This window comes from Sphingomonas sp. (assembly GCF_035944535.1).
GTDB lineage: Bacteria > Pseudomonadota > Alphaproteobacteria > Sphingomonadales > Sphingomonadaceae > Sphingomonas_B.
Map to the genome: position 1 here is coordinate 373,866 of NZ_DASZBC010000014.1, position 13,011 is coordinate 386,876.

Genomic DNA, 13,011 nt, shown 5'->3' on the forward strand with positions numbered 1-13,011 from the left:
TGAGCGCCGATATGGACCCCGGCTTTCGCCGGGGAACGAATTAAGCCGGCTCGCCGACGACCGACTTCACCTCCATGAAGTCGGTCAGGCCGTATTTGCCATTCTCGCGGCCATTGCCCGACTGCTTATAGCCGCCGAACGGCGCGCCAGGGTCGGGGGACCATTGGTTGATGGTAACCAGTCCAGCGCGCAGGCGCCGCGCGATCTTGGCCGCCCTGGCGGGATCGCCCGAGATCGTTGCGGACAAACCATAGGCGGTGTCGTTGGCGATGCGGATGCCGTCTTCCTCGTCCTTGTAGGTCATGACCGTGGCGACGGGTCCGAACACTTCCTCCTGGGCGATGCGCATGTCAGGCGTCACGTCACGGAACAGCGTCGGGCGAATGTAGAAGCCGCGGTTGACGCCCTCCGGCAGGCCGGTGCCGCCGGTGACGAGCGTCGCTCCTTCGTCGATCGCACTCTGGATCAGGCCTTGGATCTTCTCCCATTGCGTGCGGTTCACGACCGGGCCGATATGCTGACCGTCCGCGAGCGGGTCGCCGACGGGCGTCGCTTCCATCATCGCCTTGATGAAGCCGACCGCTTCATCGACCTGGCTCTGGTGGACGAGCACGCGGGTCGGCGCGATGCAGCTCTGACCGGTGTTGGCGAGCACGCCCATTACGGTCGGCGGCAGCACCGCGTTCAGGTCGGCGCCTTCGAGCACCAGGTTCGGCGCCTTGCCGCCCAGCTCCTGATGCACCCGCTTGACGGTCGGCGCGGCGGCGGCGGCGATAGCGATGCCGGCGCGCGTCGAGCCGGTGAAGCTGACCATGTCGACATCGGGATGCGCGGAGAGCGCGGCACCCACCGTCGGCCCATCGCCCTGCACCAGGTTGAACACCCCGGCCGGTACGCCTGCCTCATGGAGGATTTCAGCGAGAATGGCCGCATTCGCCGGCGTCTCTTCCGAGGGCTTCAGCACCATGGTGTTGCCAGCGGCGAGCGCAGGCGCGACTTTGGCGGCGATCTGGTTGATCGGCCAGTTCCAGGGCGTGATCATGGCGACGACGCCAATCGGCTCGTGCAGCACCTTGGTGGCGCCGATCATCTCCTCGAATTTGAAGTCGCGAAGGGCCTTCAGCGTGAACATGAAATGGCCGAGACCCGCCGGCGCCTGGGCGCCCATCGACAGACTCATCGGCGCGCCCATTTCGATGGAGATAGCGCGGGCAAGGTCGGGGATGCGCGGCTTATAGGCGGCAATAATCCGCTCTAGTAGCGCGATGCGCTCTTCGACGCTGGTCTGGCTGAAACTGTCGAAGGCGCTCCGGGCCGCGGCCACCGCCCTGTCGGCATCGGCCTGGCTACCGAGCGTGATCTCGGTGCAAGGCTCTTCATTGGCGGGGTTGATGACCTGGTGGCGCCGGCCGCCTTCGCTCTCGACCCACTCTCCGGCGATATAATGCTTCAGGTAGCTCATCATGGCTTCGCTCTCCCGACTCCGGTTTGCGCCAGATTGCGTTTCTGAACGCAACTGGCAAGCGCGGATGTCACCCAGCACCGTCTGGGCAATAACGGGCCTTCTCCTGAGGCGCAGCGCGCAGGCGAGAGTCGACATAATAGCCAATCATGCCACGGACGCGCGTCTGCTCGGTGGCTGGGGTGAACTCGGCCGCGTCACGCAACCAGCCATCGATGCATGCTTCCTTTGTGGCGGTGCCTTTGGCGCAGTCGAGCAGATTGTTGAACGCCAGCCGCCAGCGGCGGAAGGCGGCCCGGTCCATCGCCGCGCCGTGGCCGGGAACAAGCGTGCGGAACGGTGCCTTTTCTATGTTCGCGAGTGCGGCGCGCCAGCCTTCCGGACAGGCCGTGTCCATGAAGGGCGTAATCGCCACGACAAGATCGCCGACGACCGCCAGCCGTTCGTTCGGGTCATAGAGCCACACATCGCCCGCCGTTGCGGCATGGCGCTCGAGATGAACCTCGAAGCGACGGCCAGCGATGGTCATGGCACCGGTTCGCCGGACAACCTGCGATGGACGGAGATTGGCGAGATCATCCATGGCGGCCATGTCTCGCCTGATCTCCGCGACCTGCTCGGGCGGCGCCTTGCCGGAGGCGATATGCGCCTCGGCGGCGGCCCGGCTGCGCGGGAAAAAGCCCTTGAGCGCGCCGTCCACTGCGTCGCTGCCGATGATCGGAATGCTCGGGAAGGCAGCGCGCATCTCGGCATTGCCGCCGGTGTGGTCGAGGTGCCAGTGCGTGTTAACGATGGCGGCGACCGGCTTGCCGCGCGCTCTGGCGGCGGCGATCAGCTTATCCTGATGCGCGGGGTGGCGACCAGTGTCGACCAGCACCAGTCCAGCGGGCGCATCGATCAGGACCGAATTACCGTCCGGCCCTTTGGCGGGAGCGAAGCTGCCGGGGACCAGCGTCCAGGCGGCTGCGAGCAGCAGCGAAGCGGTGATCATGCGGGGAGAGTAAGTGCTCAGGCGGGCAAGGAGGAGGTCACCGATCGAGCAGGCGAGCCGGTTCGTAGAAAAATGCGACCAGCTCCGTCCGGCCTGAGCTTGTCGAAGGCCTGCTCCTGTTCTCAGCTCAAAGCAAAGAACAGGGCTTGGACAAGCTCAGCCCGGACGGTGAAGGAATCAGGACGTCAGCGAGACGCCATTTGCCGGGCGCGATCCAGTCCGCGCTGAGCGAGTTGATGGGACGAGACCTGCTGGCGGCTTGCGGTCAGCATCATGACATTGTCCGTGGCCATGACCTGCCGGTACAGCGCCTCGGCCTGCTCCAGACGACCCGTCTTCGCATAGACATGCGCCAGGTTGATCAGCACCGACGGCTCGTTCGGCTCCTGCGCCCGCTGCGCGATCAGCCGCGCTTCCGCGCCGGCCAGATCGTCGCGCTGGATGGCGTTGAAGCCGTAGCGCTGTTCCTGTGTCTGCGCCCCCGCCGCAGTGGCTGCCAAGGCCAACGCCAACCCCATCCCGGACGCGCGCAGTGTAAGCATGGCACCTCTCCTTCATCCGGTTACACCCCGGTGGCAGGAAGATGACAATAATGTGACGAATCTGAAAAGCAGATTTTTGTTACAGTCGCTAACGTCTTGATTGATGACGAATGTTGCTCGGCCGCCCGGCGCGCTTCGAAGGGCGGGCGCGATCCTGCCGCGTGCGTTGCGGGCGAGTCGATCCACCTTCGGGGAGCTCGAACCGCAGTGAGCCTGTGACCGGGTTCGCTTCGGCAAGGCGGAGCTTCAGGCGAGTGCCTGGCGCGAATACCGTCTCGCTGTCCTCGCCGCGAAGGGTCTGGCTTGCCTCGTCATAGCGGAAATATTCGGTGCCGAGCGTGGACACAGGCACCAGCCCATCACCGCCCAGGCCCTCCACGGTCGCGAAAAAGCCGAAGGGCTGGACGCCGGTGATCCGGGTTTCCAGCACCTCGCCGACGCGTTCGGATAAATAGGCAGCGACATAGCGGTCGACCGTCTCGCGCTCGGCTTCCATGGCGCGGCGTTCGAGGCGGCTGATCGCTTCGCCGATCAGGTCCATCGCCTCGCTTTCGCCCGGCGTCAGCGCAGTCTGCTTCACATCGGGACCAAGGCCGTAGGCGCCGATCAGCGAGCGGTGCACGATCAGATCGGCGTAGCGCCGGATCGGGCTGGTGAAATGCGCATAGGAGCCGAGCGACAGGCCGAAATGGCCGGCATTCTCCGGTCCGTAATAGGCCTGAGTCTGGGTGCGGAGGATCTGCTCCATGACCTGCGGCCGGAACTCGGCGTCACCGACCCGTTCGATGATCCGGTTAAAGGTGCCGGGCTTGATTACCTGGCCAAGCGTGAACTCGAGATCGAAGGTTTTCAGATAATCCTTGAGAGCGACCAGTTTCTCGCGGCTCGGCGGTTCATGGTCGCGGTACATGACGGGAGCTTTCTTCGCCTCCAGCGCCTTGGCGGCCGCGACATTGGCCGCGATCATATAGTCCTCGATCAGCTTGTGCGCGTCGAGCCGCTCGCGCGGGGCGACCGACATGATGCGACCCTTCTCGTCCAGCACCACGCGGCGTTCGGGCAAGTCGAGCTCCAGCGGCTCCCGCTTCGCCCGCGCCTTGTACATGGCCTCCCAGCACGCCCAGAGCGGCTTCAGTGCGGTCTCGACCAGATCAGGGTCCACCGCCTCCGCCGAGCCGTCGATCGCCGCCTGGGCATCCTCATAGGCGATGTTCTTGGCGATCCGCACAACGGCGCGGGTGAAGCGCCATTCCTTCAGCTGCCCGTCCTTGCCGATCGTCATGTGGCAAACGAGCGCGGCGCGATCCACGCCTTCCTTCAGTGAGCAGACATCGGCCGACAGTGTCTCCGGCAACATCGGCACGACGCGGTCGGGGAAATAGACGCTGTTGCCGCGCTTGCGGGCTTCCCGGTCCAGCTGCGAGCCGGGGCGTACGTAGAAGCTCACATCGGCGATTGCGACGACGGCATTCCAGCCCTGCTCCGTCGCCTCCGCCCAGACGGCGTCGTCGTGATCCCGCGCATCGACGGGATCGATCGCTACGATCGGCAGCTGGCGAAGGTCCTCTCGCTCACCGAGGGCGATCTTCGCCATCCGCTCGGCTTCTTCGAGCACCTCCTCGCGGAACATATGCGGGATGCCGTGGCGATGGATGGCGATTAGCGAGAAGCTGCGCGGCTCGAACGGATCGCCCAATCGCTCGACGACGCGCGCGGTGATCCGCGGCGGGCGGCCGGTCTTCTCCGCCAGCACCAGATCGCCCGCTTCGGCATCGCCCTTGTCGGACACCGGAAAGTCGCGCCGCTCGCGCTTCTCGACGCCCTGAAGGAACCAGCGGTCGCCTTCCTGATGCAGCACGCCCAGCATCAGTTCCTCGCCGCGCGCGAGCTTCTTCATCGGGTGCGCAATCCAGCCCTTGCCCGCCTCTTCGGTGCGGGAAAGCACGCGGTCGCCGACGCCCAGCGCAGACTGCTTCTTGCGCTCCCGGATGCGGAGCTTGGGCGCGGGCGTGTCCGCCTGCCACTGTTCTGGCACCGCCCAGGCCTGCCCATCCTCGTCCACATCGACGATGCGCAGCACGGTGACCTTGGGAATGCCGCCCATCTTGTGGAAGGCGCGGCCGGGCGCGCTGTCGATCAGCCCTTCATCGGCCATGTCCTTGAGCAGGGCCTTGAGCGCGATCTTGTCGGCGCCGTGCAAGCCGAAGGCGCGTGCGATCTCCCGCTTGCCGGCGGGTTCGTCGGACGTGTTGATGAAATCGAGGATCTGCTCGCGGGACGGCAGGCCTTGGACGCGCTTCGGCTTGGGCATGGGCTCTCCTATGCCCTCAACCCCGCCGCACGCCAGTTTGTTTCGGTGGTCGCTTTATCCTCGTCTTAGCGAGCGGAGCGAAGCAATCCAGCCTCGCGCCGCTGGATTGCCGCCTCGCTGCGCTCCTCGCAATGACGACGCCAGGAACTTAGACGGTGAAGCTCTCGCCGCAGCCGCAGCTGCCCTTGGCGTTGGGGTTCTGAAAGGTGAAGCCGGCGGTGAAATCATCCTCCACCCAGTCCATCGTGGAGCCGATCAGGTAGAGAATAGAGCCGCCATCGACGAACAAGGTGCCGCCGGGCGTGTCGATGCGCTCGTCCAGCGGCTTGGCCTCGGTGACGTAATCGACCGAATAGGCAAGGCCCGAACAGCCGCGGCGGGGTGTAGAGAGCTTGACCCCGATCGCATCCGCCGGCGCGCGCGACATCAGCGCAGCAATCCGCGCTTCGGCGGCGGGAGTGAGGATCAGCGCCTTGGGGCGGGCGCGGGTTGTGGTTGTCATAGTGCGTTAACCCTCATCCGTTCGCTTCGAGCGCAGTCGAGAAGCGGAGCATGACGTGATGCACGCATCTCGACTTCGCTTGATACGAACGGACATGTTTACAACATGCCAAGCTCGAGCTTTGCTTCGTCCGACATCTTCTGCGGATCCCAGGGCGGATCCCAGACGAGGTTCACCTCGGCATCGCCGATCCCCGAAACGGCGCCGACGCGAAGCTCCACCTCACCCGGCATCGACTCGGCCACGGGGCAGTGCGGCGTGGTCAGCGTCATCGTCACCACCGCATGGCCGCCATTAATCTCGACGCCGTAGATCAGGCCGAGATCGTAGATGTTGACCGGGATTTCCGGGTCGTAGATTTCCTTCAACGCGTCGATCACGGCCTCGTACAGCGCTCCACCCGGCTCCTCGCCGGAGAGCTGTTCCGGCTTTTCGGCCAGGAAGCCGGCGAGATAGTCGCGCTTGCGTTCGAAACTCTCGCGTGGCGCATCCTCGACGCGCGCCTTGGGCGGCGGCACGACGCCGTCCACTTCCTCTACGCTGATCCGGCTCTGCTCGTTCATCCGAAAATCCTCGTCACGCGCTCCACCCCTCGCGCCAGCGCCTCGACATCGGCCGCGCTGTTGTAAACCCCGAAGCTCGCGCGGGCTGTGGCGGGCACGCCCAGCACGTCCATCAGCGGCTGCGCGCAATGGTGGCCAGCGCGAATGGCGACCTGCCCCTCATCCAATATGGTGCCGACATCGTGCGGATGCACCCCCTCGACTGCGAAGCTGACGATGCCGGCCGAGTCCTCGGGCCCGAACAGCCGCACCGAATTGATCTGGCCGAGCCGCTCACGCGTGAGCTTCACCAGCGCGGTCTCATGCGCGTGAATTGTGTCCAGACCGATCGCATCGACATAATCGATCGCGGCGTGCAGCCCGAGCGCACCGGTGATGTGCGGGGTGCCCGGCTCGAAGCGGCCCGGCGGCGGGGCGTAGGTGGTGCGCTCGAACGTCACCCGGTCGATCATCGCGCCGCCGCCCATGAACGGCGGCATCGCGTCGAGCAGTTCGGCGCGCCCCCACAGCACGCCGATACCGGTCGGACCATAGAGCTTGTGGGCGGAGAAGACATAATAGTCGCAGTCGAGCGCCTGCACATCGACGGGCAGGCGCGGCACTGCCTGGCACCCGTCGAGCAAGAGCTTGGCGCCGACGCGGTGCGCCAGTTCCGCCGCGCGCCGGGCGTCGAGCACAGAGCCAAGCACATTCGAGACATGGGCGAAAGCGACCATCGCATGGTCCGGTGTCAGCATCGCCTCGGCGGCGTCCAGGTCGATGCGGCCGTCGTGGGTCAGCGGGCACACATCCACCTGCCAGCCGGCAAGCTGCCAGGGCACGATGTTGGAATGATGCTCGAGCTGGCTGAGCAGCACCCGGCGCCTGTCCGGGTGACGGTGCGCGACGAGGTTGATCCCCTCGGTCGCGCCGCGCACGAAAACGATCTCGTCCGTTTGGGCGCCGATGAACCGCGCCACGCGCTGCCTCGCCGCTTCATAGGCGAGCGTCATGTCGGCGGAACGCTGATACACGCCGCGATGCACGGTGGCGTAAGTGGTGTCGTAGGCGCGGGCGATGGCGTCGATAACCGGCTTCGGCTTCTGCGCCGTCGCGGCGGTGTCGAGATAGGCCCAGCCCGGGGGAATAGCCGGGAAGTCGGAGACGAGGTCGAGGGGGCGGGTGTCGAGTATCGTCGCCATCAACCTTCTCCGTTCGTTTCGAGCGCAGTCGAGAAACCGTCCTCCGCCAGCTCCAAACCGCGCTTCTCGACTTCGCTCGAAGCGAACGGAGTTTGGGTTAGCCACGCATCGGCGGCCGCCACAAACGCTTCCCGTACCTGCTGCTGTCCGACCCGCTCCAGCGCATCGGCTACGAACGCCCGCGTCAGCAGCGCCCGCGCTCGAACCGGCTGCACGCCCCGGCTCTGGAGGTAGAAGAGCGCGTTTCGGTCCAGCTCGCCGACAGTAGCGCCGTGCGCGCACTTCACGTCATCGGCGAAGATTTCGAGTTCGGGCTTCAGATTCACCGTTGCGGCGCGCTTCAAGAGCAGCCCGCGCAGCGACTGCTCTGCATCGGTCTTCTGCGCACCGCGCGCGACCTCGACCCGCGCCGAGAGGCTCGCGACAGCGGTGTCGTCGGCCACCGCGCGCCACGTTTGGCGCGACATGCCGTTCTCCGCTTCGTGCCGCACGACGACGGCCGCTTCGTGCCTTTGCTCGCCCCGGGTGAGCAGCGTTCCCCCCATCTCTGCAAATGCCGCTTCGCCGGTCAGGCGCAAATGCGCGTCGATCCGGCTGCCGGCGCCGCCTTCTGCGAGCACGGTGGTGACCAGGCTCGCCCCCCGCGCGATCTCCGCTTCGTCGCGGAGTGACTGGAACCCCGAGCCTTGCGCCAAACGCACCGCCCGCATCAGCCGCGCCGAGGGCGCTAGCCGGATCGCCGTCAACCGGTTCGCCCAGCCGTCGCCGACGAATGTCTCGACGATCGTCGCCGTTGCGTCTTCGTCAAGTTCGATCAGGCCGGGCAGATGGTTGGCCCCGCCGGTCGCAATATGCACGATCTCGATCAGTCCCGCCGCCGAGTCCCCATCAAGCCGCAGCGTCCAGCCTGACCCGGTCGCCAGCCTTCCAAGCGCATGGCCCGAGCGCAGGTCGAGCGCTTCAACCGTCACCGGCCCAAGCTCGCTCCGATCCGCATCCAGCCGCCCATCCACAAACACCAGCCGCGGCCCGTCCCCCAGCGCCGCAGGCGGCTCACCCGCAGCACCGCGCGCAGGCTGTTCCGCAAGCGTCGGCAAAGCCGATAGATCAGCCCACCGCCAAGCCTCATCCTGGCTGGAAGGAAGGGAGAGTGCGCTCACGCGTCCACCTTCTCCGTCATGCCGAACTTGGCTCGGCACAAGACGTCCGGTGCACCGTCAGTGGAACGCTTATCCCGAAACAAGTTCGGGATGACGGGTGTGGGGCGCTTCATGCGGCGATGGCTCCATAGCCTTCGCGTTCCAGCTCCAGCGCCAGTTCGGGTCCGCCGCTGCGGACGATGCGGCCGCCGGCCAGCACGTGGACAAAGTCCGGCCGCACATAGTCGAGCAGGCGTTGATAATGGGTGATCAGCAGCACGGCCTTGTCGGGCTTGCGCATGATGCGGTTGATGCCCTCGCCGACGGCCTTCAGCGCGTCGATGTCGAGGCCGCTGTCGGTCTCGTCAAGGATAGCGAGGCTGGGATCGATGATCCCCATCTGCACCATCTCGTTGCGCTTCTTCTCGCCGCCGGAAAAGCCAACATTGACGTTGCGCTTCATCATCTCAAAGTCGAGCCCCAACGCCTCGGCCTGCGCACGGGCGAGGCGGAGGAAGTCGCCGGCGGACAGCTCGTCCTCGCCGCGCGCACGGCGCTGGGCGTTGAGCGCGGTGCGGAGGAATTGGACGTTCGACACGCCGGGGATTTCGACCGGGTATTGGAAGCCGAGAAACAGTCCCGCCGCGGCACGCTCGTGCGGTTCGAGGGCGAGGAGGTCCAAAGCACCATCGTCATTGCGAGCGGAGCGAAGCAATCCAGCTCCGGACGGGTCACCCTGGATTGCCGCGTCGCTGCGCTCCTCGCAATGACGGGGAGAGAAGGTCACGCTCCCCCCCGTCACCTCATACCCAGGCCGCCCGCCCAGCACATAAGCAAGCGTCGACTTTCCCGCCCCGTTCGGCCCCATGATCGCATGCACCTCGCCCGCCCCGATCGAAAGATCGAGCCCGCGTAGGATCGTCTTGTCGTCGACAGTGGCTTGGAGGTTTTCAATCTTGAGCATCGTTATACCTTATCGCCTGCCCGAGAGCCGAAGACCGGCTCGTGCCAGTACATGCCAGGAGCGGCGAACCACTTCTCGTTCTGCTTCGTTCGAAAGCGCGCTAGCCGCGACATGTCGCGACCATATCTGTGATGAAGAGCGATCAATTCTCGCAGATCAGGCTCGCTCAGAGTATCCGTGGTCAGCTCAACGCAGACAAGGTCCAATCCATCCTTATGCAGCCCACGATAGCTCGCAACGCAGCCAATCTTGTCGAGCCACTGAAAGAATGCCGCCTCGTCATTTTGCGATCCATACCAGCCCTCAGGAATATCGAGCGTGATCACCCCACGCTCCCCTCAAGGCTGATGCCCAGCAGCTTCTGCGCCTCGACCGCAAACTCCATCGGGAGCTGCTGCAGCACGTCCTTGGCGAAGCCGTTGACGATCAGCGCCACCGCATCCTCCTGCCCCAGGCCGCGGGACATGGCGTAGAAGAGCTGGTCGTCGCTGATCTTGCTGGTGGTGGCTTCGTGCTCGATCTGGGCGCTCGGGTTCCTGACCTCGATATAGGGAACGGTGTGGGCGCCGCATTGGTCGCCCAGCAGCAGCGAGTCGCACTGGGTGAAGTTGCGCACGCCCTCGGCCGTGGGCCCGACGCGGACCAGCCCGCGATAGGTGTTGTCGCTGCGGCCGGCGCTGATCCCCTTCGACACGATGGTCGAGCGGCTGCCCTTGCCGAGGTGGATCATCTTGGTGCCGGTATCGGCCTGCTGGCGGTTGTTGGTGACCGCGACCGAATAGAATTCGCCGACACTGTTCTCGCCCGCCAGCACGCAGCTCGGATATTTCCAGGTGATCGCCGAGCCGGTCTCGACCTGCGTCCAGCTGACCTTCGAGTTCTTGCCCTGGCACAGCGCCCGCTTGGTCACGAAGTTGTAGATGCCGCCCTTGCCCTCGGCATCGCCCGGATACCAATTCTGGACGGTCGAATATTTGATCTCGGCATCGTCCAGCGCGACCAGCTCCACCACCGCCGCGTGCAGCTGATTCTCGTCGCGCATCGGCGCAGTGCAGCCCTCGAGATACGAGACGTAGCTGCCCTTATCGGCGACGATCAGCGTCCGCTCGAACTGACCGGTATTCTCGGCATTGATGCGGAAATAGGTGCTGAGCTCCATCGGGCAGCGCACGCCTTCTGGAATGTAGACGAAGGTGCCATCCGAGAAGACCGCGCAGTTGAGGGTCGCGAAATAATTGTCGTGCATCGGCACGACCTTGCCGAGCCACTTGCGCACCATGTCCGGATATTCGCGGGTCGCTTCGGAGATGGAGCGGAAGATCACGCCCGCCGCTTCCAGCTCCTTGCGGAAGGTGGTCGCGACCGAGACGCTGTCGAACACCGCGTCTACCGCCACCTTGCGCGCGCCCTCGACGCCGGCGAGTACTTTCTGCTCCTCGATCGGGATGCCGAGCTTTTCGTAGACGCGCAGGATCTCGGGATCGACTTCGTCCAGGCTGCCGAGCTTCGGCTTCGCCTTGGGCGCCGCGTAATAATAGGCGTCCTGGTAATCGATCGGCGCGAGGTCGAGCTTGGCCCAGTCCGGCGCCTCCATCGTCTGCCACAGCCGGAAGGCCTTCAGCCGCCAGTCGAGCATCCATTCCGGCTCGTTCTTCTTGGCGGAGATGAAGCGGACCGTGTCTTCGCTCAGGCCCTTGGGCGCGAAGTCCTGCTCGATGTCGGAGGTGAAGCCCCATTCATAGGTGGAGGCCCGATCGACCGCTTCCTGGGCTTCGGCATTACGCGTGGCCATCAGGCGGCTCCGTTCAAACTGGCGAGCGACACGCTGGAGAGCGCACCGCGAATCGCGTTGTTGACCGGCCCCCAGTGCGGCCGGACCTGGCATGCGCCTTCGAGTGCGCAATCGTGCCGTGCTTCATCGACGCATGACGTCATGGCGATGGGGCCTTCGACCGCTTCGATCACGTCGGCGAGGCTGATCTCGGCCGCCGGACGCGTCAGCACGAAACCGCCGCCGCCGCCGCGGGCGGAGGCGAAGAGACCAGCACTCGCCAGCCGACCTAGCAATTTCTGCGTCGTAGGAAGGGGTATGCCTGTCTTCGCCGCAAGCTCGGTCGCATTGACGCGCACGTCGCCCGCCCGCGCGGCGGCGGACATGATTACAACGGCATAGTCGGCAAGGTTGGACAGGCGCATGAGCTGCTTACAATCGGACTGATCTGGTCGGATTGCATGTGGGGGAGGGAATGGAGCGAGTCAATGTCGATCCTCCCCGGGACGGGGAGGGTGGCGGCGACTCGCGCGGCGTGGTGGAGGGGGCCCGTTGCCGCGCTCGATGCCAATCTCCCCTCACCATGCTTGGCATCGTCCCCCTCCCCGTCCCGAGGAGGATTTGTCCTACCGCGTCGGCACCGGCTCGGCGCCCGTCCAGTCGTAGAAGCCCCGCCCCGTCTTCTTGCCCAGCCAGCCGGCCTCGACATATTTGACCAGCAAAGGCGCGGGCCGGAACTTCGGATCGCCAGTGCCTTCGAATAGCACGCGGGTGATCGCCAGACACGTGTCGAGCCCGATGAAGTCGGCGAGCGTCAGCGGCCCCATCGGGTGATTGAGGCCGAGTTGGCAGGCGGCATCGATGTCGGCGATGGTGGCGACGCCTTCGCCGAGCGCGAAGCAGGCCTCGTTGAGCATCGGCATCAGCACCCGGTTGACGATGAAGCCCGGTGCGTCGTTTGCATGGACGATGCGCTTGCCGAGCCGCTGGCCGAAGCTCTCGACCTTGGCCACGGTTTCGTTCGATGTCGCCAGGCCGCGGATGACCTCGATCAAGCCCATCACCGGCACCGGATTGAAGAAGTGCACGCCGATAAAGCGTGCCGGATCGGGCGAGGCCTGCGCCAGCCGAGTGATCGGGATCGACGACGTGTTGGAGGCGAGCACCGCGTCGCCCCCGAGCAACGCGCCCGCGCTCTCGAAGATCTTGCGCTTTATCGCTTCGTTCTCGGTCGCCGCCTCGATGATCAGCCCGGCCTCGGCTAAGGGTGCATAGTCGCTTACCGGCTGGATGCGTGCGAGCGTTTCGTCGCGCTCGGCGGCAGAAATCTTTTCCTTTGTAACAGAGCGTTCGAGCAGTTTGGCGATGCCCGCCTTGCCCTTCTCGGCGACGTCGAGTGAGATGTCGGCGAGGAAGACGTTGTAGCCCGCCTGGGCCGACACTTGCGCAATGCCCGCACCCATCTGCCCCGCACCGATCACTGCGACTGACTGCACCCGACACCTCCTCGTCATCCTGAACTTGTTTCAGGATAAGCCTTCCGGAGCGGGGCGCTTGTCACGACCGTTATCCCGAAACAAGTTCG

The 13,011-nt window shown here is 65.3% G+C and carries 13 protein-coding genes; all 13 read right to left on the reverse strand.

Features of this window, described 5'->3' with window-relative positions:
* Positions 1 to 40: 40 nt before the first annotated feature.
* Positions 41 to 1,465, reverse strand: a complete 1,425-nt coding sequence (locus tag VGT77_RS14955) for an aldehyde dehydrogenase family protein (RefSeq protein WP_327463879.1) — start codon at positions 1,463 to 1,465, stop codon at positions 41 to 43.
* A 67-nt stretch (positions 1,466 to 1,532) separates the two neighbouring features.
* Positions 1,533 to 2,453 (reverse strand): MBL fold metallo-hydrolase, encoded by a 921-nt coding sequence (locus tag VGT77_RS14960; protein WP_327463880.1) that lies wholly within the window; start codon positions 2,451 to 2,453, stop codon positions 1,533 to 1,535.
* A gap of 185 nt (positions 2,454 to 2,638) precedes the next feature.
* On the reverse strand, positions 2,639 to 2,995 hold the full coding sequence (locus tag VGT77_RS14965) for a tetratricopeptide repeat protein (RefSeq protein ID WP_327463881.1): 357 nt from the start codon (positions 2,993 to 2,995) through the stop codon (positions 2,639 to 2,641).
* An 88-nt stretch (positions 2,996 to 3,083) separates the two neighbouring features.
* Positions 3,084 to 5,306 (reverse strand): ribonuclease R, encoded by a 2,223-nt coding sequence (gene rnr / locus VGT77_RS14970; RefSeq protein ID WP_327463882.1) that lies wholly within the window; start codon positions 5,304 to 5,306, stop codon positions 3,084 to 3,086.
* Between the two features lie 148 nt (positions 5,307 to 5,454).
* The gene (locus VGT77_RS14975; RefSeq protein ID WP_327463883.1) at positions 5,455 to 5,808 is read right to left on the reverse strand and encodes an iron-sulfur cluster assembly accessory protein; all 354 of its coding nucleotides are present in this window, start codon (positions 5,806 to 5,808) and stop codon (positions 5,455 to 5,457) included.
* 98 nt (positions 5,809 to 5,906) lie between these two features.
* Positions 5,907 to 6,371 carry an SUF system Fe-S cluster assembly protein gene (locus VGT77_RS14980; protein ID WP_327463884.1) on the reverse strand — a complete coding sequence of 155 codons (465 nt, stop codon included), beginning with the start codon at positions 6,369 to 6,371 and terminating at the stop codon, positions 5,907 to 5,909.
* The gene (locus VGT77_RS14985) at positions 6,368 to 7,552 is read right to left on the reverse strand and encodes a cysteine desulfurase (RefSeq protein ID WP_327463885.1); all 1,185 of its coding nucleotides are present in this window, start codon (positions 7,550 to 7,552) and stop codon (positions 6,368 to 6,370) included. The genes VGT77_RS14980 and VGT77_RS14985 overlap by 4 nt, the downstream gene beginning before the upstream one ends.
* Positions 7,552 to 8,712 carry a SufB/SufD family protein gene (locus tag VGT77_RS14990; RefSeq protein ID WP_327463886.1) on the reverse strand — a complete coding sequence of 387 codons (1,161 nt, stop codon included), beginning with the start codon at positions 8,710 to 8,712 and terminating at the stop codon, positions 7,552 to 7,554. Before VGT77_RS14990 ends, VGT77_RS14985 begins: the two co-directional genes overlap by 1 nt.
* Before the next feature lie 109 nt (positions 8,713 to 8,821).
* The gene (gene sufC / locus VGT77_RS14995) at positions 8,822 to 9,655 is read right to left on the reverse strand and encodes a Fe-S cluster assembly ATPase SufC (RefSeq protein ID WP_327463887.1); all 834 of its coding nucleotides are present in this window, start codon (positions 9,653 to 9,655) and stop codon (positions 8,822 to 8,824) included.
* A 2-nt stretch (positions 9,656 to 9,657) separates the two neighbouring features.
* Positions 9,658 to 9,981 carry a hypothetical protein gene (locus VGT77_RS15000; protein ID WP_327463888.1) on the reverse strand — a complete coding sequence of 108 codons (324 nt, stop codon included), beginning with the start codon at positions 9,979 to 9,981 and terminating at the stop codon, positions 9,658 to 9,660.
* Complete coding sequence (gene sufB, locus VGT77_RS15005) at positions 9,978 to 11,447, reverse strand: Fe-S cluster assembly protein SufB (protein ID WP_327463889.1); 1,470 nt, start codon at positions 11,445 to 11,447, stop codon at positions 9,978 to 9,980. Before sufB ends, VGT77_RS15000 begins: the two co-directional genes overlap by 4 nt.
* Positions 11,447 to 11,851, reverse strand: a complete 405-nt coding sequence (locus VGT77_RS15010) for an SUF system Fe-S cluster assembly regulator (protein WP_327463890.1) — start codon at positions 11,849 to 11,851, stop codon at positions 11,447 to 11,449. Before VGT77_RS15010 ends, sufB begins: the two co-directional genes overlap by 1 nt.
* A 201-nt stretch (positions 11,852 to 12,052) precedes the next feature.
* Positions 12,053 to 12,922 (reverse strand): 3-hydroxyacyl-CoA dehydrogenase NAD-binding domain-containing protein, encoded by an 870-nt coding sequence (locus tag VGT77_RS15015; RefSeq protein ID WP_327463891.1) that lies wholly within the window; start codon positions 12,920 to 12,922, stop codon positions 12,053 to 12,055.
* Positions 12,923 to 13,011 lie beyond the last annotated feature (89 nt).

Bases quoted from the DNA above. Each gene is read 5' to 3' on its own strand.
- VGT77_RS14955 (WP_327463879.1), bottom strand. From the start codon at position 1,465: ATGATGAGCTACCTGAAGCATTATATCGCCGGAGAGTGGGTCGAGAGC.
- VGT77_RS14960 (WP_327463880.1), bottom strand. From the start codon at position 2,453: ATGATCACCGCTTCGCTGCTGCTCGCAGCCGCCTGGACGCTGGTCCCC.
- VGT77_RS14965 (WP_327463881.1), bottom strand. From the start codon at position 2,995: ATGCTTACACTGCGCGCGTCCGGGATGGGGTTGGCGTTGGCCTTGGCA.
- rnr (WP_327463882.1), bottom strand. From the start codon at position 5,306: ATGCCCAAGCCGAAGCGCGTCCAAGGCCTGCCGTCCCGCGAGCAGATC.
- VGT77_RS14975 (WP_327463883.1), bottom strand. From the start codon at position 5,808: ATGACAACCACAACCCGCGCCCGCCCCAAGGCGCTGATCCTCACTCCC.
- VGT77_RS14980 (WP_327463884.1), bottom strand. From the start codon at position 6,371: ATGAACGAGCAGAGCCGGATCAGCGTAGAGGAAGTGGACGGCGTCGTG.
- VGT77_RS14985 (WP_327463885.1), bottom strand. From the start codon at position 7,552: ATGGCGACGATACTCGACACCCGCCCCCTCGACCTCGTCTCCGACTTC.
- sufC (WP_327463887.1), bottom strand. From the start codon at position 9,655: ATGCTCAAGATTGAAAACCTCCAAGCCACTGTCGACGACAAGACGATC.
- sufB (WP_327463889.1), bottom strand. From the start codon at position 11,447: ATGGCCACGCGTAATGCCGAAGCCCAGGAAGCGGTCGATCGGGCCTCC.
- VGT77_RS15010 (WP_327463890.1), bottom strand. From the start codon at position 11,851: ATGCGCCTGTCCAACCTTGCCGACTATGCCGTTGTAATCATGTCCGCC.